The sequence below is a fragment of the Neisseria perflava genome (genome assembly GCF_002863305.2).
GTDB lineage: Bacteria > Pseudomonadota > Gammaproteobacteria > Burkholderiales > Neisseriaceae > Neisseria > Neisseria perflava_A.
This window is the reverse complement of record NZ_CP136962.1, coordinates 2,212,796-2,235,907: the sequence shown is the minus strand read 5'-3', so window position 1 is coordinate 2,235,907 and position 23,112 is coordinate 2,212,796. Positions and strand designations below refer to the sequence as shown.

Annotated in this window: 21 protein-coding genes; 12 read left to right on the top strand and 9 right to left on the bottom strand. The window is 51.1% G+C overall.

What is annotated here, in order from left to right:
- Positions 1–232 precede the first annotated feature (232 nt).
- Positions 233–1,747: a catalase KatA gene (gene katA, locus CYJ98_RS10535; RefSeq protein WP_101756193.1), complete on the top strand. Its 1,515-nt coding sequence runs from the start codon at positions 233–235 to the stop codon at positions 1,745–1,747.
- A 302-nt stretch (positions 1,748–2,049) separates the two neighbouring features.
- Here katA and groL read toward each other — a convergent pair whose 3' ends face one another.
- Together groL and groES are read right to left on the bottom strand one after the other, a co-directional pair.
- Positions 2,050–3,684, bottom strand: coding sequence for a chaperonin GroEL (gene groL / locus CYJ98_RS10530; protein WP_101756194.1), 1,635 nt, complete (start codon positions 3,682–3,684; stop codon positions 2,050–2,052).
- 99 nt (positions 3,685–3,783) lie between these two features.
- Positions 3,784–4,071 carry a co-chaperone GroES gene (gene groES, locus CYJ98_RS10525; RefSeq protein ID WP_003684150.1) on the bottom strand — a complete coding sequence of 96 codons (288 nt, stop codon included), beginning with the start codon at positions 4,069–4,071 and terminating at the stop codon, positions 3,784–3,786.
- 417 nt (positions 4,072–4,488) lie between these two features.
- Here groES and CYJ98_RS10520 point away from each other — a divergent pair, with 417 nt between their 5' ends.
- The 7 genes from CYJ98_RS10520 to CYJ98_RS10490 all read left to right on the top strand — a co-directional run bounded on the left by CYJ98_RS10520 (position 4,489) and on the right by CYJ98_RS10490 (position 13,223).
- Positions 4,489–6,504, top strand: coding sequence for a TonB-dependent receptor domain-containing protein (locus CYJ98_RS10520; RefSeq protein ID WP_101756195.1), 2,016 nt, complete (start codon positions 4,489–4,491; stop codon positions 6,502–6,504).
- Positions 6,505–6,619: 115 nt separating this feature from the next.
- Entirely contained in the window at positions 6,620–7,582 is a 963-nt protein-coding gene (locus CYJ98_RS10515) for a siderophore ABC transporter substrate-binding protein (RefSeq protein ID WP_101756196.1), read from the top strand.
- Positions 7,583–7,763: 181 nt separating this feature from the next.
- Positions 7,764–8,732, top strand: coding sequence for an ABC transporter permease (locus CYJ98_RS10510; protein ID WP_036492655.1), 969 nt, complete (start codon positions 7,764–7,766; stop codon positions 8,730–8,732).
- Positions 8,722–9,693 (top strand): iron chelate uptake ABC transporter family permease subunit, encoded by a 972-nt coding sequence (locus CYJ98_RS10505; RefSeq protein ID WP_101756197.1) that lies wholly within the window; start codon positions 8,722–8,724, stop codon positions 9,691–9,693. The genes CYJ98_RS10510 and CYJ98_RS10505 overlap by 11 nt, the downstream gene beginning before the upstream one ends.
- Before the next feature lie 129 nt (positions 9,694–9,822).
- Positions 9,823–11,688: an acyltransferase family protein gene (locus tag CYJ98_RS10500; RefSeq protein WP_101756198.1), complete on the top strand. Its 1,866-nt coding sequence runs from the start codon at positions 9,823–9,825 to the stop codon at positions 11,686–11,688.
- A gap of 65 nt (positions 11,689–11,753) precedes the next feature.
- Entirely contained in the window at positions 11,754–12,380 is a 627-nt protein-coding gene (locus tag CYJ98_RS10495) for an FmdE family protein (protein WP_101756199.1), read from the top strand.
- Positions 12,381–12,464: 84 nt separating this feature from the next.
- On the top strand, positions 12,465–13,223 hold the full coding sequence (locus CYJ98_RS10490; protein WP_101756200.1) for an ABC transporter ATP-binding protein: 759 nt from the start codon (positions 12,465–12,467) through the stop codon (positions 13,221–13,223).
- A gap of 69 nt (positions 13,224–13,292) precedes the next feature.
- Here the strand turns inward: CYJ98_RS10490 and CYJ98_RS10485 are convergent, their stop codons facing one another.
- The 4 genes from CYJ98_RS10485 to CYJ98_RS10470 form a co-directional block, all read right to left on the bottom strand.
- A complete protein-coding gene (locus CYJ98_RS10485; protein WP_101756201.1) occupies positions 13,293–14,585 on the bottom strand; it encodes a valine--pyruvate transaminase in 1,293 nt (430 codons plus the stop codon).
- A 141-nt stretch (positions 14,586–14,726) separates the two neighbouring features.
- Complete coding sequence (locus CYJ98_RS10480) at positions 14,727–14,885, bottom strand: DUF1328 domain-containing protein (RefSeq protein WP_039862543.1); 159 nt, start codon at positions 14,883–14,885, stop codon at positions 14,727–14,729.
- A gap of 72 nt (positions 14,886–14,957) precedes the next feature.
- Positions 14,958–15,152: a CsbD family protein gene (locus CYJ98_RS10475; protein WP_049344333.1), complete on the bottom strand. Its 195-nt coding sequence runs from the start codon at positions 15,150–15,152 to the stop codon at positions 14,958–14,960.
- Between the two features lie 314 nt (positions 15,153–15,466).
- A complete protein-coding gene (locus CYJ98_RS10470; RefSeq protein ID WP_004520970.1) occupies positions 15,467–15,766 on the bottom strand; it encodes a porin in 300 nt (99 codons plus the stop codon).
- 94 nt (positions 15,767–15,860) lie between these two features.
- Between CYJ98_RS10470 and CYJ98_RS10465 the strand changes: the two genes are divergently transcribed.
- From CYJ98_RS10465 to CYJ98_RS10450, 4 genes are all read left to right on the top strand, one after another.
- Positions 15,861–16,691 carry a carbon-nitrogen hydrolase family protein gene (locus CYJ98_RS10465; RefSeq protein WP_053088859.1) on the top strand — a complete coding sequence of 277 codons (831 nt, stop codon included), beginning with the start codon at positions 15,861–15,863 and terminating at the stop codon, positions 16,689–16,691.
- 9 nt (positions 16,692–16,700) lie between these two features.
- Positions 16,701–17,246 (top strand): crossover junction endodeoxyribonuclease RuvC, encoded by a 546-nt coding sequence (gene ruvC / locus CYJ98_RS10460; protein WP_049344335.1) that lies wholly within the window; start codon positions 16,701–16,703, stop codon positions 17,244–17,246.
- Between the two features lie 92 nt (positions 17,247–17,338).
- Positions 17,339–18,208, top strand: coding sequence for a lipid A biosynthesis lauroyl acyltransferase (locus CYJ98_RS10455; protein WP_101756202.1), 870 nt, complete (start codon positions 17,339–17,341; stop codon positions 18,206–18,208).
- 772 nt (positions 18,209–18,980) lie between these two features.
- Complete coding sequence (locus CYJ98_RS10450) at positions 18,981–19,775, top strand: 3'-5' exonuclease (RefSeq protein WP_039863832.1); 795 nt, start codon at positions 18,981–18,983, stop codon at positions 19,773–19,775.
- Between the two features lie 83 nt (positions 19,776–19,858).
- Here CYJ98_RS10450 and prmC read toward each other — a convergent pair whose 3' ends face one another.
- Genes prmC through tldD form a run of 3 tightly spaced genes read right to left on the bottom strand, consistent with a single transcriptional unit; the run spans position 19,859 to position 22,618 of the window.
- Positions 19,859–20,671: a peptide chain release factor N(5)-glutamine methyltransferase gene (gene prmC, locus CYJ98_RS10445; protein WP_101756203.1), complete on the bottom strand. Its 813-nt coding sequence runs from the start codon at positions 20,669–20,671 to the stop codon at positions 19,859–19,861.
- Positions 20,661–21,122, bottom strand: coding sequence for a hypothetical protein (locus CYJ98_RS10440; RefSeq protein WP_101756204.1), 462 nt, complete (start codon positions 21,120–21,122; stop codon positions 20,661–20,663). The genes prmC and CYJ98_RS10440 overlap by 11 nt, the downstream gene beginning before the upstream one ends.
- A gap of 53 nt (positions 21,123–21,175) precedes the next feature.
- Positions 21,176–22,618 carry a metalloprotease TldD gene (gene tldD, locus CYJ98_RS10435; RefSeq protein WP_101756205.1) on the bottom strand — a complete coding sequence of 481 codons (1,443 nt, stop codon included), beginning with the start codon at positions 22,616–22,618 and terminating at the stop codon, positions 21,176–21,178.
- Positions 22,619–23,112 lie beyond the last annotated feature (494 nt).

Here is a 23,112-nt window from a genome sequence, read left to right as displayed (position 1 = left end):
ATTCAATAATAAAAATCTAACAAAAATAAAATCTCAATTAATAATAACAATATTAAATTGAAGCCATAGTTTCAATAGTCAAAACCTTTCTGTATAGTTCTTTTCATAGCTTAAGTAAAAGGAAAAACAAATGTCGATACAAGAAATTTATGAACGCCAAGAAACCGGCTACGAATATGCTTTTCGGCAAATCGTTTTATAAATCACTGACCATTTTGCAAAGGAAACCATCATGACTACCTCCAAATGCCCTGTTACCCACCTGACCATGAACAACGGCGCGCCCGTTGCCGACAATCAAAACAGCCTGACCGCAGGCCCACGCGGCCCGTTGCTGGCGCAGGATTTGTGGCTGAATGAAAAACTCGCCGACTTCGTGCGCGAAGTTATCCCCGAACGCCGTATGCACGCCAAAGGTTCGGGCGCGTTCGGTACATTTACCGTGACACACGACATCACAAAATACACCCGCGCCAAAATCTTCAGCGAAGTCGGTAAGAAAACCGAAATGTTTGCCCGTTTCACCACTGTGGCCGGCGAGCGCGGCGCAGCAGATGCGGAACGCGACATCCGCGGCTTTGCGTTGAAGTTTTATACCGAAGAAGGCAACTGGGACATGGTCGGCAACAACACGCCTGTGTTCTTTCTGCGTGACCCGCGCAAATTCCCCGACCTGAACAAAGCCGTCAAACGCGACCCGCGCACCAATATGCGTTCTGCCACGAATAACTGGGACTTCTGGACGCTGCTGCCCGAAGCCCTGCACCAAGTTACCATCGTCATGAGCGACCGCGGCATCCCCGCCAGCTACCGCCATATGCACGGCTTCGGTTCGCATACATACAGCTTCTGGAACGAAGCGGGCGAGCGTTTTTGGGTGAAATTCCATTTCCGCAGCCAGCAAGGCATTAAAAATCTGACCAACGAAGAAGCCGCAAAAATCATCGCCGACGACCGCGAAAGCCACCAGCGCGACCTGTACGAAGCCATCGAGCGCGGCGAGTTTCCGAAATGGACGATGTACATCCAAGTCATGCCTGAAGCCGATGCGGAAAAAGTGCCGTATCATCCTTTCGATTTGACCAAAGTTTGGCCGAAAAAAGACTATCCGTTGATTGAAGTGGGCGAATTCGAGTTGAACCGCAATCCCGAAAACTTCTTCGCCGATGTGGAACAATCCGCCTTCGCACCGAGCAACCTAGTTCCCGGCATCGGCGCCAGCCCCGACAAAATGCTGCAAGCGCGTTTGTTCAATTACGCTGATGCGCAGCGCTACCGTTTGGGCGTAAACTTCCGCCAAATCCCCGTCAACCGCCCGCGTTGCCCTGTTCACAGCAACCAGCGCGACGGACAAGGCCGAGCCGACGGCAACTACGGCAGCCTGCCGCACTACGAACCCAACAGCTTCGGCCAATGGCAGGAGCAGCCCGACTTCGCCGAACCGCCTTTGAAAATCAGCGGCGACGCGGCACACTGGGACTACCGCCAAGACGATGACGACTACTTCAGCCAACCGCGTGCCTTGTTTAACCTGATGAACGACACACAGAAACAGGCTTTGTTCGACAACACCGCCGCAGCCATGGGCGATGCGCCTGACTTCATCAAATACCGCCATATCCGCAACTGCCACCGTTGCGACCCGGCATACGGCGAAGGCGTAGCCAAAGCCCTTGGACTGACTGTCGAAGATGCCCAAGCGGCACGAGCCAACGATCCGGCTTTAGGTCAACCTAGTTTACTGTAAGGAGGCATTATGTGGATAGAAATTGAAGAACTCTTGTCCCAAGCTGTCCGATACAGCCATTCAAACAAAAAGTAACGGTTTAGATCATTAATCAGGCCGTCTGAAACGCAAAATAAAGTTTCAGACGGCCTTTTTTGATGATGAAATTTATTTGATTTCTTCAAATTCAATAGAACTGGCTACCCTTATTTTTCTGTAAATCATGGCGTACCCCTACCATCTCATGCTTCTACTGACAAATAAAAAACCGCACGGCTGCTTGCCGTGCGGTTTTGCTTTTTGTCTGAAGGTTTCAGACGGCCTTACATCATGCCGCCCATACCACCCATGCCGCCCATATCAGGCATAGCAGGTTTTTCTTCAGGGATTTCAGCGATCATACAGTCTGTGGTCAGCATCAGGCCGGCGATGGATGCGGCGTGTTGCAGCGCAGAACGGGTTACTTTAGCAGGGTCGAGTACGCCCATTTCGATCATGTCGCCGTATTCGCCGGAGCCTGCGTTGTAACCGTAGTTGCCTTTGCCTTCCAACACTTTGTTTACAACCACGCTAGGTTCGCCGCCTGCGTTGGCAACGATTTGACGCAGTGGAGACTCAACGGCGCGCAAGACGATTTGTACGCCTGCGTCTTGGTCAGCATTGCCGGTGTGCAGGTTTTCCAAAGCAGCACGTGCGCGCAACAGGGCTACGCCACCGCCTGCAACCACGCCTTCTTCAACGGCGGCGCGGGTAGCGTGCAGCGCGTCTTCCACGCGGTCTTTTTTCTCTTTCATTTCCACTTCAGTAGCGGCACCGACTTTGATTACTGCCACACCGCCGGCCAATTTAGCCACGCGCTCTTGCAGTTTTTCTTTGTCGTATTCGCTGGTTGCGGTTTCGATTTGTTGGCGGATTTCGGCAACACGCGCTTCGATTTGGGCAGCGTCGCCGAAGCCGTCGATAATGGTGGTGTTTTCTTTACCGATTTCGATGCGTTTGGCTTGACCCAAGTCTTCCAAAGTTGCTTTTTCCAAAGACAGGCCGACTTCTTCGGAAATCACCACGCCGCCGGTCAGGATGGCGATGTCTTGCAACATGGCTTTGCGGCGGTCGCCGAAGCCTGGAGCTTTAACGGCAACGGTTTTCAGAATACCGCGGATGTTGTTCACCACCAAAGTCGCCAAGGCTTCGCCTTCTACGTCTTCAGCGATAATCAAGAGCGGACGGCTGGCTTTGGCCACTTGTTCCAAAACAGGCAACAAGTCGCGGATGTTGCTGATTTTTTTGTCGAACAACAATACAAACGGATTGTCCAAAGCAGCGATTTGTTTTTCAGCATCGTTGATAAAGTAAGGGGACAGGTAGCCGCGGTCGAACTGCATACCTTCAACGACATCCAATTCGTTTTCCAAAGATTTGCCGTCTTCAACGGTAATCACGCCTTCTTTGCCGACTTTTTCCATCGCTTCGGCAATAATCGCACCGACTTGTTCGTCAGAGTTGGCTGAAATAGAGCCGACTTGGGCGATTTCTTTAGAAGTATCGCAAGGTTTAGCAATATTTTTTAGCTCGTCAACCAAAGCCGCAACGGCTTTGTCGATACCGCGTTTCAGGTCGGTCGGATTCATGCCGGCGGTCACATATTTCATGCCTTCGGCAACGATGGATTGTGCCAATACGGTTGCAGTAGTGGTACCGTCGCCGGCTACGTCGTTGGTTTTGGACGCAACTTCTTTCACCATTTGCGCGCCCATGTTTTCGAATTTGTCTTTCAATTCGATTTCTTTTGCAACAGACACACCGTCTTTAGTGATGTGCGGGCCGCCGAAAGCGCGGTCGAGTACCACGTTGCGGCCTTTAGGGCCCAAAGTTACGCGTACGGCGTTTGCCAATACATTGACGCCGTTTACCATTTTTTGGCGAACTTCATTGCCGAATTGTACGTCTTTTGCTGCCATTTAAATTCTCCAAATCAATATTAAAAATCTGTTCGAGGCCGTCTGAAAACTTCATGTTTGATTCAGACGGCCTTTTGGTTCTGAAACTTAATTCAACAATTATTCAACGATACCGAAGATGTCTTCTTCACGCATTACCAACAGCTCTTCGCCGTCGGCTTTTACAGTTTGGCCGCTGTATTTGCCGAAGATCACTTTGTCGCCGACTTTGACATCCAGCGGACGGCGCTCACCGTCTTTACCGATTTTGCCCGCACCCACGGCGATTACTTCGCCCATGTCGGGTTTTTCAGCAGCCGCACCCGGCAAAACGATGCCGGAGGCAGTTTTTTCTTCAGCTTCTAAGCGTTTGACGACTACGCGGTCGTGTAAAGGGCGGATGGTCATGTCTTAATGCTCCGATAAATAAATAGATTGAAAACAATTGTCTGTCGGACATGACAGACACGGTTTGCTTGAAAATAGCGGCACACTTAGTAGAAAGCCTGCCGTAATAGCGGGTAGATTTGGGTTGTTTGCGACAAATTCAAGGGAAAAAGTAAAAATTTCTATGCAGTCTTTCCAAATATTTTCATACGCAAAAATGTTCGAGTACATATTTTTCAGACGGCCTGATATACCAACTGCAAAGTTCGTTTAAAAACAACCCACTTCCTTAACAAATTCAATACAACTCTTTACAACTGTTTCTTTTATATGCATTATTATAAATGATGATTATTCTTAATTGCATATTTTAAAGATAATTTCTCTTTATTTGCTTTTATTTTTTTATTACTGTCATTTTATTAAGGACATTTCTCAATGAATACGCCCCTGTTTCGACTGAGCCTGCTGTCACTGACACTGGCAGCCGGTTTTGCCCATGCAGAAAATGAAGCCAAAGACAATGTTGTGCTTGATACCGTTACCGTCAAAGGTCAGGCCACAAGCGCCACACATCGCGTAACGACAAAACGTATGGAAGAAACGACTTCCACTGATTTAAAAGACGTATTGTTCAACGAGCCTTCTATCAGTTTCGGCGGCGGCAACGGTCAGTCGCAATGGGTAACCATCCGAGGCATGGGACAAGACCAAATAGACTATAAAGTTGACGATACTTACACTGACAGCCAGATTTTCCACCACAACGGCCGCTTTATGCTTGACCCCGCATTGGTAAAAGTCGTTGCCGTGCAAAAAGGTACGGGTTCGGCCTCCGCAGGCATCGGCGCAACCAGCGGCGCGATTGTTGCCGAAACGGTTGAAGCCAAAGATTTGCTGAGAGAGGGTCAAAACGTCGGTTTCAAAGTCAATGCCGGTATCAGCAGCAATAAAGGCTATTCACGCGGTGCAAGCGTTTATGGTCAGGCAGGTGGTTTTGACGCTTTGGTTTCAGGTAATTTCGTACGCGACAAAGAATACACAGCAGGCAAAGGCTACCGTAATCTGCTCGGAAGCGATAAGGTTTTAAACAGTGGATTGGGTTCACGCGGCTTGTTGGGCAAAATCGGCTATCGTTTTAACGAAGACAACCGCATTGAATTAAGCCACCGCCAAGAAAAACAATATGGAGAACGCGCCCTGCGCGAAGAGTTCGATTTCTCACAAGTCTTCCAAACCGACCGCCGCACGGGTCAATACGTTTTGGATGCCAACGGCAACCGCATTCCGAATACCGCCAACAACGCGCCGCGTTACCGCACGCTGACCCAAGACACCACCAACTTGGAATTCAAAGGCGGAAACTTGGGCTTTATCGACAAAATCAAAGCCAATGTTTACCGTTTGAATACCAAACGTGACGAAGCCCCCAATCCAAATTTTGAATTGGACGGCGAAGTACGGACATACGGAGCCAATCTGAATCTCGACAGCCGTCTATTTGACCGCCATACCTTGAAATACGGAGTAAACTGGCGCACTCAAAAAAGCAGCTCAAAAGGAGAAAACAGCGAGAAGAAAAGCGATGCCGGCGTATATGTAGAAGGTATTTGGGATTTCTCTCCAGTTACACTGACCACAGGTTTGCGCTATGACCGTTGGAAAATGAAAACCAGCAGTAATACAGAAAATTCAGACGGCAACCTCAATCCAAGCATTGGTTTAGTTTATGACATTACCCCTGATTTTTCCATCAACACCAGCCTGAACTATGCAACCCGCAGCCCCCGCCTGTACGAAGCAGCTTTAGCAAACAACAGGCCGATTGTTTCATCGCCTGATTTGAAAGCAGAACGCTCGCGAAATGCAGAAATCGGCTTTAACTACCACTGGAATTCTGCCCTGACGCTCTCCGGCAGCTATTTCCATCAGCAAATCAAAGATGTACAGGCCATCCGTCAAGAAGGGCGAAACTACGTCTGGTATAACGGCGGCAAGCTGAAAAACAGAGGTTACGAACTGAACGCCGCCTACCGTTGGAAAGGTCTGACTGCACGTGCAGGCGTAGCTTACAGCAGACCGAAGCTGAACGGCGATACCGCCGACATCGTGACAACCGCCATCCCGATGGGACGTACATGGACGACAGGTCTGTCTTACCAATTCGACAATCCGAACCTGGAAATCGGCTGGCGCGGACGTTATGTCCAAAATGCAGGCTATGCGCCGACCTCGCGCGGCTCTGACGTGGCTCTGAATGTCGTCCGTGCAGGCTACGGTGTCAACGATATCTTCGCCAACTGGAAACCGACAGGCAAAGACGACTTAAACGTCAACTTCTCCGTCAACAATGTCTTTGATAAAAACTACAAGCCGCACAGCCAGCGCGCAGGTGCCAATTCTCTGCCTGAACCAGGCCGCGATGTCCGCTTGAGCGTAAACTACCGCTTCTAAGCAATCAGCTTGAAAAAGCCGTCTGAAAACAAAAGTTTTCAGACGGCATCTGGCTTTATAGTCCGATACAAGTTATCATTTCGATTTACTTTATTCCCGACCACGGAGAAACCCTATGTTACGTTTGACCGCTTTAGCCGTATGCTGCACCCTTGCTTTGGGTGCGTGTTCACCGAAAGATTCTGCTTCCAACCAAGCCCAAACTGCTTCCGCTTCTGCCGCCCAAACCGAAGGCGCAAGCCTGACCGTCAAAACGGCGCGCGGCGATGCGAAAGTGCCGCAAAATCCTGAACGCATCGCTGTTTACGATTTGGGCATGCTCGATACTTTAAACAAATTGGGGGTGAAAACCGGTTTGTCCATCGACAAAAACCTGCTGCCTTATTTGGACGAATATTTCAAAACGACCAAACCCGCTGGTACGCTGTTTGAGCCGGATTACGAAGCACTCAACGCTTACAAGCCGCAGCTCATCATCATCGGCAGCCGTGCAGCCAAGGCGTTTGACAAGTTGAACGAGATTGCGCCGACCATCGAAATGACCGCCGAAACCGCCAATCTGAAAGAAAGTTCCAAAGAGCGCATCGACGCGTTGGCGCAAATCTTCGGCAAACAGGCCGAAGCGGACAAGCTGAAAGCGGAAATCGACGCTTCGTTTGACGCGGCGAAAACCGCGGCACAAGGCAAAGGCAAGGGTTTGGTGGTATTGGTCAACGGCGGCAAGATGTCGGCTTTCGGCCCTTCTTCACGTTTGGGCGGTTGGCTGCACAAAGACATCGGCGTTCCCGCTGTCGATGAATCGATTAAAGAAGGCAGCCACGGCCAGCCTATCAGCTTTGAATACTTGAAAGAGAAAAATCCTGATTGGTTGTTCGTCCTTGACCGCGGCGCGGCCATCGGCGAAGAAGGCCAGGCGGCAAAAGATGTGTTGAACAATCCGCTGGTTGCCGAAACGACCGCCTGGAAAAAAGGACAGGTGGTTTACCTTGTTCCTGAAACTTATTTGGCGGCCGGCGGCGCGCAAGAATTGCTGAACGCTTCCAAACAGGTTGCCGACGCATTCAACGCGGCGAAATAGTTGTTCCGGCGGGCGGCAACGCTCACCCTTCCGTTTCACGGCATCCGGACGGCCTTTGCCCAAGCTGTATTTTGGTCATCAGGCCGTCTGAAACGGGCATTCTTGCCCGTTTGCTTCGTTATCTTTGAAAACGATACAACTATAAAATAATGCCTTTGTTTCTTTTACGACCTTATCGTTTATGTTTCACAAGCCCTTTTATTTGAACCTTATCAACGGCATCGCGCTTCTGATATTGTTTGCCGTCAGCCTGTCGGTCGGGGTCGCCCAATTCGACTGGTCCGCCCTGTTTTCGCTCTCCGACAGCCAACAGGTTATGTTCATCAGCCGCCTGCCGCGCACGTTTGCGATTGTGCTGACGGGCGCATCGATGGCCGTGGCCGGCATGATTATGCAGATTTTGATGCGCAACCGTTTTGTCGAGCCGTCGATGGTGGGCGCAAGCCAAAGCGCGGCTTTGGGTTTGCTGTTGATGTCCTTGCTGTTGCCGGCTGCGCCGCTGCTGGCAAAAATGTCGGTTGCTGCCGTTGCCGCGTTGATCGGGATGTTGGTCTTTATGCTGCTGATCCGCCGCCTGCCGCCGACCGCACAACTGATGGTGCCTTTGGTCGGGATTATTTTCGGCGGCGTGATTGAGGCGGTGGCCACCTTTATCGCGTATCAAAACGAAATGCTGCAAATGCTGGGCGTGTGGCAGCAGGGCGATTTTTCCGGCGTGTTGCTCGGGCGGTATGAGCTGTTGTGGGCAACGGGGGTTTTGGCTTTGTTTGCCTATTTAATTGCCGACCAGCTGACGATTTTGGGTTTGGGCGAAACGGTGAGCGTGAACTTGGGGCTGAACCGGACGGCGATTCTGTGGTCGGGGCTGATTATTGTGGCGCTGATTACGTCTTTGGTGGTCGTAACGGTCGGCAATATTCCGTTTATCGGCTTGGTCGTGCCGAACATCATCAGCCGCCTGATGGGCGACAAGCTGCGCCAAAGCCTGCCGGCGGTGGCCTTGCTGGGCGCGTCTTTAGTGTTGCTGTGCGACATTGTCGGACGCGTGATTGTGTTTCCGTTTGAAATTCCTGTATCGACTGTTTTCGGAGTCATGGGTACAGTGTTGTTTTTGTGGCTTTTATTAAGGAAACCTGCTCATGCCGTCTGAAAAAAATATCGATTTTATGGCAGGAAGCAGCCGTCCGTTGTGGGTGGCTTTTGCGCTGTTGCTGGTTTCCTGCGCCCTGTTTATGACGCTCAATGTCAAAGGCGATTGGGACTTTGTTTTAAACCTGCGCCTGACCAAACTTGCCGCGCTGCTGATGGTCGCCTATGCGGTCGGTGTGTCTACGCAACTCTTCCAAACGCTGACCAACAACCCGATTCTGACCCCTTCGATTTTGGGTTTCGATTCGCTGTATGTGTTTTTGCAGACCTTGCTGGTGTTTACGCTCGGCGGCGTGGGCTATTCTTCCCTGCCGTTGACGGGCAAATTCGGCTTTGAGCTGGTCATCATGATGGGCGGCTCGTTGCTGCTGTTTTACACGCTCATCAAACAGGGCGGACGCGATTTGTCGCGCATGATTTTAATCGGCGTGATTTTCGGGATTTTGTTCCGCAGCCTGTCGTCTCTGCTTTCGCGCATGATTGACCCCGAAGAATTTACCGCCGCGCAGGCGAATATGTTTGCCACCTTCAATACCGTCCACTCGGAATTGTTGGGCATCGGCGCAGTCGTGTTGCTCATCAGCGCCGCCGTAATCTGGCGCGAACGCCACCGCCTCGACGTTTACTTGCTCGGCCGCAATCAGGCCATCAATTTGGGCATCAACTACTCGCGCAATACCTTATGGTTGCTGCTCTGGATCGCCGCGCTGGTTGCGACTGCCACCGCCGTTGTCGGCCCGGTGAGCTTTTTCGGCCTGCTGGTTGCCGCGCTGGCCAACCATTTTTCCCCATCGGTGAAACATTCCGTCCGTCTGCCCATGACTTTTTGTGTCGGCGGCATCCTGTTGGTCGGCGGGCAAACCATCTTCGAACACTTCCTCGGCATGCAGGCCGTATTGAGCGTGGTCGTCGAATTTGCAGGTGGCTTGGTATTTTTATATTTAGTGTTGAAAAAGAAATAAATTAAACGTGCCCAAACAGCTTCAGGCCGTCTGAAACCCGTGTTAAAAAATATTTAACCATTGAAATGAAACTAAATTTCTGACACGTACTCATAGTAAACATCACTAAATTTACTAAAATTACAAAAAATGAGTACGACATTAAAATACCGTCCCGACTTAGACGGCATCCGGGCTTTGGCCGTCTTGGCCGTTATTATTTTCCACATCGACGCCGCTTGGCTGCCCGGCGGCTTTCTCGGCGTGGATATGTTTTTCGTTTTGTCCGGCTATCTGATTACCACCATCATCAGCCGCGAAATGCAAAACGGCAGTTTTTCGTTTTTAGAATTCTACAAACGCCGCGCCAAGCGTATTTTGCCCGTTTTCGCCTGCGTATTGCTGTGTACGAGTTTGGCCGCCGCAATCTTTTTCTTGTCGTTTGACCTGCACCAATACGTCAAATCGGCAGTGTTTGCGTTGCTGTTTTCGGCCAACCTGTTTTTTGCACGGCGCGGCGGCTATTTTGATGCCGACGCGGCGGAAAAACCTTTGCAACACATTTGGTCTTTATCGCTGGAAGAGCAGTTTTACTTTGTTTTTCCGGTTTTGCTGATTGCCTTTTTCCGCTTCAGCAAAGGACGCAGCATCCGCCAATTCATTCTTTTACTGATTGTATTGAGCCTGCTGTCCGTCTTTTTGCCCACCTTCGGCATGGACCCTTATTTCCTGCCTTATGTGCGCGCATACGAGCTGCTGATCGGCGCACTTTTCGCCTTTATTTCGCCCTCGCAAAACAACGACCGCTTCAGCACGCCTTTGGTCGGCTGGGCGATGATGGCGGTGATTGCCGCCATGCTACTGCTTCCTTACGGCGTGTTGCCCGGTGAAGGCAATATCGAACGATTGCTGTGCTGTACGGCGGTCGGCGGCTTGATTTACTCGGGCAAAACCCTGCAGACGCAAAACGGCTTCAATACCGCCAAACTGTTGAGCCTCAAGCCTGTTGTGTTTATCGGTTTGATTTCCTATTCGCTGTATTTGTGGCATTGGGTGGTCTTGGCTGTTATGCGCTATGTTTACATGGACAATGCTTTACCGATGTCCGCGATTGTATTGGCCGTCGTACTGATGTCCGGCTTGTCCATTTTGTCCTATTACTTCGTCGAAACACCGGCGCGACGGATAAAGAATTTCACCACCCAAAAATTCATCGGGGTAATCGCCGCCTATTTCGCCCTGCTGATTCCTGCCGCCGGCTACCTGCTGACGGCCAAACCGGCCGCATACGAGGCAAACCTATATACGGTTGACGAAAGTAAAATCTGCGCGGATACCTTGACCAAAACCGACTGCGCCGTCGGCGCGGAAAACCAAAGCAGTAAAGTCCTGCTGATGGGCGACTCCCACGCCGCCCACCTGACGCCCTTTATCGATATGGTGGGCAAACAGGAAGGCTTTGCCGCCGACGTCATCTCGTCCAACAGCTGCGGCGTTGCCTTCGGCTTTATGTTGCCGCAAAGCGACCGCCGTGCCGACCGTTGCAACTCTTACAACCGCTTTATCGCACAAAAGATCGAAAACTATCCGGTGGTCTTTATCTCGCAACGTTGGTTCCTGCATACCGCCAAGCCCGGTTTTACGGAGCATTTCGGCAAAATGCTCGACACCCTGATTCAACAGGGCAAGCAGGTTTACGTCTTTGCCGACACGCCGATGAACGCGCAACTGCCCCTGCGCCATTATTACCTGAAACAACGCCTCGGCCTCGACATGCAATACGTTTCCGAGCATAAAAAAGCCGAAATCGCTCGCTCCGCCGAAGCCGACAAAACCATAGAAAACATTGTCAAACAGCGGCCTGCCGTGCATTGGGTCAACATCATGGGTCCGATTCCGGCAGATAAAACCATAGACGGCCTGCCGATATATTTCGACACCAACCACCTCAACACCCACGGTGCGACAAAACTGGCCGAAAAATTTATACAGGACAAACAAATACTCTTAAAATAACATCCATGCACAAGGCCGTCTGAATATTTCAGACGGCCCGGGCAAACCCGCAAAGGACAACCCTCATGACACAAGAACATTTCCCATCATTCTTCAACCAAGCCCCGACCATCACCGTCCAAGACGCATTGGCCAACTTCCTCGGTGCAGCCGAAAACGGCATCCTCACTTACCACTACGCCGATGCCGTACGCCTGTGCGGCCACTCCTGCCCGACCGTCGCCGGTGCCTACCTGATGGTCATCAAAGGCCTGAAAGCCCTTTACGGCGAAGAGCTGCCGCAACGTGGCGACATCGAAGCCTTCATGCAGGGCGAGCGTGACGAAGGCACAACCGGCGTTACCGCTTCCGTCGTCCAACTCCTTACCGGCGCGGCACCCGAAACCGGCTTTGGCGGCGTAGGTCCTGCCGGACGCTTTGCCCGCCGCCATTTATTGTTCTTTGGTGCAGGCGAAATCAACGGCACACTCGCACTCCGCCGCCGCGATACCGGCAAAACCGTTGCCGTCAGCCTCAACGCCGCACTCCAACCCTTCGCACCGCAAATGCGCGACATCATGCCCAAAGCCGTCAGCGGCAGCGCAAGTGCCGACGAACTCAAACAATTCGGCGAGCTTTGGCAAGAACGCGTCCGCGCCTTCCTGATCGATCAAGCCGATAATCCCGAATTTGTGACCGTCAGCGAAATCTAACCACTCCATACAGAAATAAAATTCAGACGGCCTCACGCTGAAAGGCCGTCTGAAACCCCAAGTTTTCCATACTCGAATCCGCCTATGATTACCATCCGCAACGTCAGCCACACCATCGGCAGCAACCCCATCCTCAACGACGTCAGCCTCGACATCCCCGAAGGCGGCATCACCGCGCTAATCGGCCCGAACGGCGCAGGCAAGTCCACCCTCCTCTCCTTTATGGCGCGCCTACAGCCCTTGGTACACGGCGACATCAGCTACGCAGGCAAAGACATCAAAACCACGCCCACCGCCGAACTCGCCCGCACGCTCTCCATCCTCACCCAAGAAAACAGCATCATGAGCCGCATTACCGTGCGCGACCTGCTCATGTTCGGCCGCTATCCCTACCACCAAGGCAGGCCGTCTGAAACGGATAAAACCATCGTCGAAGAAGCACTCGCCGAGTTCCACCTGCAAGGCTTTGCCGACCGCTACCTGACCGAGCTTTCCGGCGGCCAACGCCAACGCGCCATGATTGCCATGGTGTTCTGCCAGCGCACCGACTACGTTTTACTGGACGAGCCACTGAACAACCTCGACATGTATCATGCCCGCTCCCTCATGCAAATCCTGCGCCGGCTGACCGACGAACACAAACGCACCACCGTCGTCGTCCTACACGACATCAACCAGGCCGCCGCCTACGCCGACCACGTTGTCGCCATGAAAAACGGCCAAGTCGCCATGCAGGGTGCGCCCAACGACATTTTCACCGCCGAAAACATCAAATCCCTATTCGATATGGACGTCAACGTCCTCGATTACGAAGGCAAAAAACTGGTTATCCACCACGTTTGAATCCAATAAAAAAGGCCGTCTGAAACCCGATTCTCCACGTTTCAGACGGCCTTTGCCTATTCAAAAAATTTATTTTTTATCGTACAAACCGCGCACCACGCGACCGATCGCGGCAATGCCTTTTTCCAGCGTTTCCGCGTCCTGCGCAATACTCATGCGGATGCACTCGTGCGCGTGCGGATAATCTTGCGTATCGATGCCGACAAAGAAATGCTCGCCCGGAATAATCAGCGTACCTTCAGCCTTGAGCATTTCGTACAAGGTTTGCGACGAAACCGGCAGGTTTTCAAACCAAAGCCACAAGAAAATCGCACCTTCGGGCTTATGGATTTTCAATGGATACGCACCCAATTCGCGTTTGAGCAGGGAAACCGCCGTTTGCGCCTGCCGACGGTAAAACGGCTGAATCACTTGGTCGGCCAACTGTTTCAGACGGCCGTCGTTTAACAGCGGCGCCGCAATCGCCGCGCCGAAACGGGTTGGCGACAGGTTCACAATCGCATTCAAACTGCTGACGGCTTTGACCACTTCCGGCGCGGCGACAATAATGCCGGTACGCACGCCGGGCAGGCCGATTTTAGAAAGGCTGAAGCAGAGGATGATGTTTTCGTGCCAGTTGAGCGTCACATCGCTGTAAATAATATTCGGGAACGGCATTCCATAAGCGTTGTCGATAATCAGCGGAATCCCGTGTTCCTGCGCCAAAGCGTCCAGCCGCGCCATTTCGCCGTCGGTCAGCACGTTGCCGGTCGGGTTGGTCGGGCGAGAACAGCAAATTGCGCCGACTTTGCCTTCTTTCAGTTCGTGCAGGCTTTCCAGCGCGTCAAAGTCCACGCGGTATTTGAAAAAGCCCGCTTCGCCTTCGTGTTCGACATTTTCGATTTTCGGTTTTACCGAAATAAAATGCTGCCCCTCGACATGCACGTCGGCATAACCTATATATTCAGGCGCAAGCGGCAACAAAATGGCTTTTTCAGCCGTTTGACCGTCTGAAAGATTGAATTTGCCGCCGAACAGGTTGAACAAATAGAAAAACGCGTTTTGCGAACCATTGGTCAACGCGATATTGTCCGCCGTCAGGTTCCAGCCGTATTCACGGTTGAGAAACTCAGTCAAAGCCGCAATCAGCGCCGCATCTCCCTGCGGATTGGAATAATTGCCGATATTCTCAACAGCGTGTTCCGCTGCCAGTTTAGAAAACACATCGGCGAACACCGCATTGACTTCAGCAATCTTCGCCGGATTGCCGCCGCCAAGCATATTGACGGGCTTGTCACTTTTGAGCGCGTCGCCCAAATCGTCCATCAACTGCAAAATACCGCTGTGTTGTGTGAATTTTTCGCCGAATGCTGAAAACTGCATGGAAACTCCGTTGCTGGGTGTGTAAAAACAATAAACCGCTATTATAAGAACAAAGACCGCCTGAAAACCAGTTATCCTGATTTTTCAGACGGCCTATTTGACGGAATAGTGGCTTGATACAACCTTATTGGTCTACAGGTATTATTTCTTCCTGCCAAAAATCAGTGATATCACCGACAAGATCAAGAAACCAGCAAATAAAATTTTGGCTATGCCTGCCGCACTACCTGCAATACCACCGAAACCTAATACAGCTGCAATAATAGCGATTATAAAGAAAACGATCGAATAATGAAGCATGATTTTTTCCTTTCGGTTTAACATAAAAACGGTCGAGGGGGATACGACCGTTTATTATGAAATTCAACGGTCTTAGCTGTTCAACCAATCATCAATTTCTTTTTCAGCTTCATCTTTAGTGCGACCGTAACGCTCTTGGAGCTTACCAGCCAACTGATCGCGCTTGCCTTCGATAATGTCCAAATCGTCGTTTGTCAATTCGCCCCATTTTTCTTTGGCTTTACCTTTAAGTTGCTCCCATTTTCCTTTGATAATATCTTCATTCATGGTTATACCATCCTATCTTATTGATTAATATTTAACTCACGGATAAAACCGCTTGCATTTAACCTTACTTGATAATTTATTAATTTTCAAGCAAAGATAATACTGATTTTTTAATCAATCAACCAATATCTTATTAATCTCTCAATTAATCAATAAGTTATACAAAACCGTTAAATTTTGAAAATATTAAGATATTATTGATTACCGCCTTTTAAGTGTATTCTTTAAATCAATCAACCTCACTATAAAAAACAGGCCGTCTGAAAACCAGTTATCCTGATTTTTCAGACGGCCTTTTACTATTCAATCTTTCCTTAACGGCCAAAATTATCTCGACGTTCGCGCCAGTCTTGGCGGATGGATCCGCTTTTACCGACCGGAGTATCTTGTTCGACTTCCCAAATAAAATTCGTTCCGCCGCCAATCGGATGTGAGCCGCGCAAACCGATGTGGCTGCCTTGGTCAGCAACGGCGGTTCGGCTGTATGTTTGACCACCGAAACGGGTTTGCGAGGTTTCGATGCCGCTTTTGATGCTGCCGTAAAGCTGTACGTCGGCATGTGCGGCGAGCGCGGCGGTGGAAAGTGCGGCAGTGAGGAGAAGTTTCAAGTTCATGGTTTATCCTTTTTTGGAGAGGAATTGTGTGACGATTGTATCGGCCTTGTGCGTAAACAAGTTACAATTCTTGCAAAATCTGACAGGAGTTTTGATGATGCGCTCTTTACGCGCCGCCGCTGTGCAAATGGTGTCGTCCACCAACCCCGAAACCAATATTGCCACCATGAAGCGCCTTGTCCGCGAGGCGGCCGAACAAGAGGCGGATTGGGTGTTGCTGCCCGAATATTGGCCGCTGATGGGCAAAAATGATACGGACAAGCTGGCATTTGCCGAGCCTTTGGACGATGGAAGCGTTGGCGAAACCTGCCACACCCGTTTTCAGACGGCCTTAAGCGAAACGGCAAGGGAATGCGGCGTGGTGTTGTTTGGCGGCACGGTTCCATTGCAAAGCCCAAACGCTGGCAAGGTGATGAACACGATGCTGGTGTATGACCGCGACGGCAGCCGAATCGGGCTTTACCACAAAATGCACCTTTTCGGCTTTTCCGGTTTGGGCGAACGCTACGCTGAAGCCGATACGATACTGGCGGGAAGCGATGTGCCGAATTTAAGCGTGGACGATGTTCCGCTGGCGGCCGGCGTCTGCTACGATTTGCGCTTTCCTGAGTTTTTCCGCGCCCAGCAGCCGTTTGATGTTTTGCTGTTGCCTGCCGCGTTTACCTACACGACCGGCAAGGCGCATTGGGAATTGCTGCTGCGCGCCCGTGCGGTGGAAAACCAATGCTACGTCATCGCGTCGGCACAAGGCGGACTACATGAAAGCGGCCGCCGCACATTCGGCCACAGTATGATTATCGATCCTTGGGGCGATGTGTTGGCGACGTTGCCGGAAGGCGAAGGCGTGATTTGTGCCGATTTGGATACCGCGCGACTGCAAAGCGTGCGCACGCGCCTGCCTGCCCTGAAACACCGATTACTTTAAACACGCACTATGTCCCAGTTCCAACCCACACGCATTCTCGGCATCGACCCCGGCAGCCGCGTGACCGGCTTCGGCGTGATTGATGTCCACGGCCGCGAGCATCATTATGTTGCTTCCGGCTGTATCAAAACGCCGACCGGCGCGTCGCTTTCCGAACGCATCGCCGTGATTGTCCGCCATATCGATGAAATCATCCGCCACTATCAGCCGCATCAGGCGGCCATCGAGCAAGTGTTCGTCAACGTCAACCCGGCCGCGACTTTGATGCTCGGTCAGGTGCGCGGTGCCGCGATTGCCGCTTTGGTCATGCACGATTTGCCCGTGTTTGAATACACCGCGCTTCAGGTCAAGCAGGCGGTGGTTGGCAAGGGTAAGGCCGCCAAAGAGCAGGTGCAGCATATGGTGGTCCAAATGCTTGCACTTTCAGGTACGCCGCAAGCCGATGCCGCCGACGGACTCGCCGTCGCCCTCACCCACGCCCTGCGCAATCACGGATTGGCTTCGCAACTCAACCCCGACGGCTTGCAGGTCAAGCGCGGCCGTTTTCAATGGTAGGCCGACATTCAGGCCGTCTGAAATATGTTCCAGCCCGTTTTCAGACGGCCTTTCGGTTATAATAGCCCTTTGCCCACATACAGCGAGCCTTCATGAAAGCCGCCTTCCTTTTTCTCTACCTCATCCGCCTGCTGCCTTTTTGCGTGTTGCACAAGATTGCCGACGCGATCGGTATTCTCGCCTATTACGCAGTCAAACCGCGCCGCAAAGTCGGCGAGGTCAACCTCAAAAAATGCTTTCCCGAGCTGAACGACAGCCAGCGCACCGCCCTGCTCAAACGCCATTTCCAACACATGGCCAAGCTGATGCTCGAATACGGCCTCTACTGGTACGCGCCTGCGGACAAGCTGCGCTCGTTGGTACGCTATCAAGACAAACACCATCTCGACGAAGCCCTCGCCGCCGGCGAAAAAGTCATCATCCTCTATCCGCACTTTACCGCATTTGAAATGGCGGTTTACACGCTCAATCAGGATGTGCCACTGACCAGCATGTATTCGCACCAAAAAAGCAAAGCCCTAGACGAGCAGATCCTGAAAGGCCGCCACCGCTACAACAATGTTTTCCTGATCGGCCGCACAGAAGGCCTGCGCGCCATCATCAAACACCTGCGCAAAAGCGATGCACCCTTTCTTTATCTGCCCGACCAAGACTTCGGCCGCAACGATTCCATTTTCGTCAATTTCTTCGGCATTCAGACGGCCACGATTACCGGCCTCAGCCGTATCGCCGGCATGACCAAAGCCAAAATCATTCCCGCCATTCCCACGCGCGAAGCCGACAATACCGTAACCCTGCGCTTCTATCCGGCTTGGGACAATTTCCCGACCGAAGATGTCGAAGCCGATACCCAGCGCATGAACGACTTCATCGAAGAGCGGGTACGCGAGCATCCCGAACAATATTTCTGGCTGCACAAACGCTTCAAAACCCGTCCCGAAGGCGAAAGCAGCTTTTATTGACTACATTGAATTACAATTTGAATATGCAAAAAGCGGCAAAATCCTTCTTTCGCCGCTTTTTCATTTTAATTGAATCAAACCGAAACTTATGTTTTATTTTAAATAATCAAATAATATTCCGCTTTAAATGCTTTAAAAACAACTTTTTTCATCGTGATTGAAACTTTCAAACAACCCTATATTTTTTCTCAAATGAAAAACATCAGGCCCAATACACTTTTTTCATTTACATATTAAATTTAATTTCTTTTAAAAACAATATATTGCAAAATAGTTCATCTAAAAAAATACATTTTAATCATTCAAAATATGAAATAAAATTAAATTAAAATTTAAAAAAAATAAAATAAATATCTAACTTTTGAACAATTATGAAATATAATTGCAAAAATATGACAAGACCTGAAATTTATACCAAAACAAGCCTTCAGAAAAAAATACTTGGCAAACTGTAAAAATTCGCGTAAATTTCACTACATCAAATTACAAAACATTCAGACGGCCTCGCCGGTTTTAGATACTTTTGTAAGCAATTTTCTGATATTGCAAGAAATTGCGGTATTTTAGAGGATTTCGGTGCAATGCCCGAAATCAAAGTTTACCGATGCAGAGTTGAGCTGCATCTGTAAAGCCGCAGGTGAAAGCCTGTATTGTTTGTGAAGCGTAAATCTCTGATTTGAGGTATTGGGGCAATCCTGTGGGGGATTGCCTCTTTTTTTATCTGCGCCGTCATGCCACAATGACATCATTCCTTATCCAACCCGATCACGCCATGACTCCGATACTCGCCTTCGACATTGAAACCATTCCCGACGTAAACGGCATCCGCCAGCTTTACGATTTGCCTGCCGATTTGCCCGACAACGAAGTCGTCCTGTTTGCCCAACAGCAACGCCGCGCCAAAACCGGCAGCGACTTTATGCAACACCATCTGCACCAAGTCGTCGCCATCTCCTGCTGTATGCGCTGGGGGCAAGACAAAATCCGCGTCAGCACCATCGGAGATCCCGAAGACAGCGAAGAAGTCATGATTGCCAAGTTCTTCGAGGTCATCGAAAACTATACGCCGCAACTCGTCAGCTGGAACGGCGGCGGTTTCGACCTGCCCGTCCTCCACTACCGCGCCCTGATACACGGCATCAGCGCCGCCCGCTATTGGGACATGGGTGACGGCGATTTTGGCGACAGCCGCGACTTTAAGTGGAACAACTACATCAGCCGCTACCACACCCGCCATTGCGACCTGATGGATTTGCTCGCCCTCTACCAACCGCGTGCCAGCGTGCCTTTGGACGATATGGCCAAACTCTGCGGCTTCCCCGGCAAACTGGGCATGGACGGCAGCAAGGTTTGGGACGCTTATCATGCAGGCCGTCTGAAAGACATCCGCGACTATTGCGAAACCGATGCCGCCAATACCTACCTGATGTATATGCGCTTTCGCATGATGAGCGGCGCGCTCGATGCCGACGAATACGAAGTCGAAATCAAACGCATCAAACATTATCTGGCTGCACAAGCCGAAGAAAAACAACACTGGGCGGAGTTCGTCGCTGCTTGGCGTTAAACCAGGCCGTCTGAACAGATAAACCAGAAAACCAAAAGGGCGTGATTGACACGCCCTTTTTTAATTCCGACAAACCATGCCCACTAAGCAGGCAAACGCCCCAGCGTGACCCTGTCCAATCCAGCCAAATCCTGTTCGGTTGCCACTTCGGCAAAACCGTTCTCCAGCATAATATTCCGCACCGCTTCGCCTTGGTCATAGCCGTGTTCAAACAGCAGCCAGCCGTTGGCTTTCAGGTATTTTGGGGCTTCTTGGGTAATATGGCGGATATGGCTGAGGCCGTCTGAAAAGTCGGTCAACGCGTTTTGCGGTTCAAACCTCAAATCGCCTTGCGACAAATGTTCATCGCCGTCCTCGATGTACGGCGGATTGGAAACAATCACATCGTATCGGCCTTCAGACGGCCTGTCGGTATCAAACCACGAACCCTGCGCAAACTCGACTTTTGCGCCCAATTCGGCCGCATTTTGACGGGCAGTATCCAAAGCACCAACGCTGATGTCGGATGCGCGAACATCGGCATCAACGCGTTCAAGTGCGACGGTCACGGCAATGGCGCCGCTGCCCGTCCCCAAGTCCCACACACGGCCTTGCGGCGGCAAGTGTTTGAGTACGGCTTCCACCAAATGCTCGGTTTCAGGACGGGGAATCAGCACATGGGGATTGACGGCAAAGCATCGTCCGTAAAACTCGCGTTCGCCCAACAGATAGGCCATCGGCTCGCCTTTCAGACGGCGTTGTGCCAAAGCCTCCAAGGTTTGCAGGGCGGATTCTGCCAAATCGTCCGTACCGCGTGTCACCAGCTGCGCACGCGTATAACCCAGCGCATATTGCAACAACATCCGCGCTTCATTTTTGGGCAGTGCCGATTGGCGCAACCATTCATCAAGCGTCATTTTTCGTCCCATCTGCCATCATTGTGGCTTTTCTTTCCTTATTCTTTCCGACAAACGTGCCGATGGTGGCAACCGCAAATGCGGCATACCACAAATAAAATCCGGCGCCGTAGCGCACGATATCCGATGTATTCCCTGCTTCATCGACGTGTACGGCTTTCACACTGAAGGCCACCAGCGCCAAGCCCCAAAGTGCCGCATGGACAGGCACGACCTTCTTCCGCAACGCCAGCAAAACAATGGCCCCCAACCAAACATAATTGGCATAGGCCGCACAATATCTTATATCCAAAGAAGCAAATATCGATCCCAAAATCAAAACGGTCAAACCCTTCATGCTTTCATGATTGCCCAAATAAAATGCAACATTGGACAAAGACGCTATCCACAGGGCAACCGACACCAGCAACATCACTATGGGAAAACTTGATTTCCGATTCTGTTCCTGCATGGTTTCATCCTAATGTAAAAGGCCGTCTGAAAACCTTTCAGACGGCCTGCCGTTCAAATTTCACTACCGCCGACGGTCAGTCCGGCATCAATCCTCAGGGTCGGTTGTCCTACGCCGACAGGAACGCTCTGCCCTTCTTTGCCGCAGACGCCGATGCCGCTGTCGAGCGTGGAGTCATTGCCTATCATGGAAACGTGTTTCAACACTTCGGGGCCGTTGCCGATGATGGTCGCGCCTTTGACAGGATATTGCAGCTTGCCGCCTTCCACCCACCACGCTTCGGATGCGCTGAACACGAATTTGCCGCTGGTAATGTCCACTTGTCCGCCGCCAAAGTTGACGGCGTAAATGCCCTTGTCAATGGACGCGATGATTTCTTCCGGCTCATAGCCGCCGTTTTCCATAAAGGTATTGGTCATGCGCGGCATAGGCGCAGAAGCGTAACTTTCGCGGCGGCCGTTGCCGGTCGATTGCGTACCCATCAGGCGGGCGTTGGTTTCGTCCTGCATATAGCCGACCAAAATCCCGTCTTCGATCAATACAGTGCGGCGAGTTTCGTTGCCTTCGTCGTCGATATTGAGCGAACCGCGTCTGTCGGCAATATCTCCTTGGTCAACGACAGTAACGCCTTTGGCGGCCACACGCTCGCCGATTCTGCCGGAGAAAACGCTGGTTTCTTTGCGGTTGAAATCGCCTTCCAAACCATGTCCAACCGCTTCGTGCAACAACACGCCCGGCCAGCCGTTGCCCAAAACGACGGTCATCTCGCCGGCAGGCGCAGGACGGGACTCAAGATTGGTCAGGGCTTGTTTGACGGCGGCATCGACAAACCGACAAACCAAGTTTTCATCGAAATACGCCAAATCATAACGCCCGCCGCCGCCCGCGCTGCCCTGCTCGCGACGCTCGCCCTGCTTGGCAATGACGGTAACGTTCATGCGCACCATCGGGCGGATATCGGCAGCGTGTTTGCCGTCCAGACGGGCGATGTACACCATGTCGTATTCGCAGGTCAAACCGGCCATCACTTGCACGATACGCGGATCGGCGGCTTTGGCCAGCGTTTCAACTTTGTTCAACAGCGCAACTTTGGCAGCGGAATCAAGGCTAGAAATAGGGTCAATCGCCATGTGGACAGGCTTGCCGTAGGCAGGTGTCGGTACTTTGACGCTGGCTTCGCCGCCGGCCGCACCAATCACGCGAACTGCTTTGGCAGAGCGGTTGATCGAATCGATACACAGGCTGTCGGCGTAGGCAAAAGCAGTTTTATCGCCCGAAACGGCACGCACGCCCACGCCCTGATCGATTTGGAAGCTGCCCGATTTGACGATGCCTTCTTCCAAATGCCAGCTTTCATAGGCAGTGCGCTGACAATAGATGTCGGCATAATCGACATGGTTAGCACCGATAATGCTCAGGCTTTGGGCAAGCAAATCGGGGGAAAGATGGTTGGCTTCGAGCAAATCTCGCTGTACGGCGGCGTAGGTTTGTTGCATAATTTTTCAGACGGCCCGACAAGCAGGCAAAGTTAATTTGGCCTTGATTATACGGTATTTTATATGGCTTTGGATATGTTGATTGCTTGGGTTTATGAGTGATTGAAACAAATCAAAAGGCCGTCTGAAATATAGGAATATAGGGTTGAAATGTTTGCCTTACCCTATTTCAACCAGCCTGTTTGTTTGACGTTCAGACGGCCTTTTCAATCATGGCAAAGCCAATACCGCAATTTAATTTCCATAAAAAACAAAATATTACAGCAAAACCCCTTATTTTTTCAATTTTGCTATTGATAATAGTTATTATTAGCGTATAATCAAACTCACTCGGAAGACGTCCTAATCCGAGCCATTAAACGACAGATTTTATCCCCCTCTTCCCCATTATCTCTTGATACTCGGAGTGCGCATATACGAAACATACCTGTTCCCCTTTATATCAGATACTCAAAACCGAAAAACATGAAACCCACTGCCGATACAGTGGGTTT

What these genes read in the sequence shown, in the direction of transcription:
- katA (WP_101756193.1), top strand. Translation starts at nt 233, where the DNA reads ATGACTACCTCCAAATGCCCTGTTACCCACCTGACCATGAACAACGGC.
- groL (WP_101756194.1), bottom strand. Translation starts at nt 3,684, where the DNA reads ATGGCAGCAAAAGACGTACAATTCGGCAATGAAGTTCGCCAAAAAATG.
- groES (WP_003684150.1), bottom strand. Translation starts at nt 4,071, where the DNA reads ATGACCATCCGCCCTTTACACGACCGCGTAGTCGTCAAACGCTTAGAA.
- CYJ98_RS10520 (WP_101756195.1), top strand. Translation starts at nt 4,489, where the DNA reads ATGAATACGCCCCTGTTTCGACTGAGCCTGCTGTCACTGACACTGGCA.
- CYJ98_RS10515 (WP_101756196.1), top strand. Translation starts at nt 6,620, where the DNA reads ATGTTACGTTTGACCGCTTTAGCCGTATGCTGCACCCTTGCTTTGGGT.
- CYJ98_RS10510 (WP_036492655.1), top strand. Translation starts at nt 7,764, where the DNA reads ATGTTTCACAAGCCCTTTTATTTGAACCTTATCAACGGCATCGCGCTT.
- CYJ98_RS10505 (WP_101756197.1), top strand. Translation starts at nt 8,722, where the DNA reads ATGCCGTCTGAAAAAAATATCGATTTTATGGCAGGAAGCAGCCGTCCG.
- CYJ98_RS10500 (WP_101756198.1), top strand. Translation starts at nt 9,823, where the DNA reads ATGAGTACGACATTAAAATACCGTCCCGACTTAGACGGCATCCGGGCT.
- CYJ98_RS10495 (WP_101756199.1), top strand. Translation starts at nt 11,754, where the DNA reads ATGACACAAGAACATTTCCCATCATTCTTCAACCAAGCCCCGACCATC.
- CYJ98_RS10490 (WP_101756200.1), top strand. Translation starts at nt 12,465, where the DNA reads ATGATTACCATCCGCAACGTCAGCCACACCATCGGCAGCAACCCCATC.
- CYJ98_RS10485 (WP_101756201.1), bottom strand. Translation starts at nt 14,585, where the DNA reads ATGCAGTTTTCAGCATTCGGCGAAAAATTCACACAACACAGCGGTATT.
- CYJ98_RS10480 (WP_039862543.1), bottom strand. Translation starts at nt 14,885, where the DNA reads ATGCTTCATTATTCGATCGTTTTCTTTATAATCGCTATTATTGCAGCT.
- CYJ98_RS10475 (WP_049344333.1), bottom strand. Translation starts at nt 15,152, where the DNA reads ATGAATGAAGATATTATCAAAGGAAAATGGGAGCAACTTAAAGGTAAA.
- CYJ98_RS10470 (WP_004520970.1), bottom strand. Translation starts at nt 15,766, where the DNA reads ATGAACTTGAAACTTCTCCTCACTGCCGCACTTTCCACCGCCGCGCTC.
- CYJ98_RS10465 (WP_053088859.1), top strand. Translation starts at nt 15,861, where the DNA reads ATGATGCGCTCTTTACGCGCCGCCGCTGTGCAAATGGTGTCGTCCACC.
- ruvC (WP_049344335.1), top strand. Translation starts at nt 16,701, where the DNA reads ATGTCCCAGTTCCAACCCACACGCATTCTCGGCATCGACCCCGGCAGC.
- CYJ98_RS10455 (WP_101756202.1), top strand. Translation starts at nt 17,339, where the DNA reads ATGAAAGCCGCCTTCCTTTTTCTCTACCTCATCCGCCTGCTGCCTTTT.
- CYJ98_RS10450 (WP_039863832.1), top strand. Translation starts at nt 18,981, where the DNA reads ATGACTCCGATACTCGCCTTCGACATTGAAACCATTCCCGACGTAAAC.
- prmC (WP_101756203.1), bottom strand. Translation starts at nt 20,671, where the DNA reads ATGACGCTTGATGAATGGTTGCGCCAATCGGCACTGCCCAAAAATGAA.
- CYJ98_RS10440 (WP_101756204.1), bottom strand. Translation starts at nt 21,122, where the DNA reads ATGCAGGAACAGAATCGGAAATCAAGTTTTCCCATAGTGATGTTGCTG.
- tldD (WP_101756205.1), bottom strand. Translation starts at nt 22,618, where the DNA reads ATGCAACAAACCTACGCCGCCGTACAGCGAGATTTGCTCGAAGCCAAC.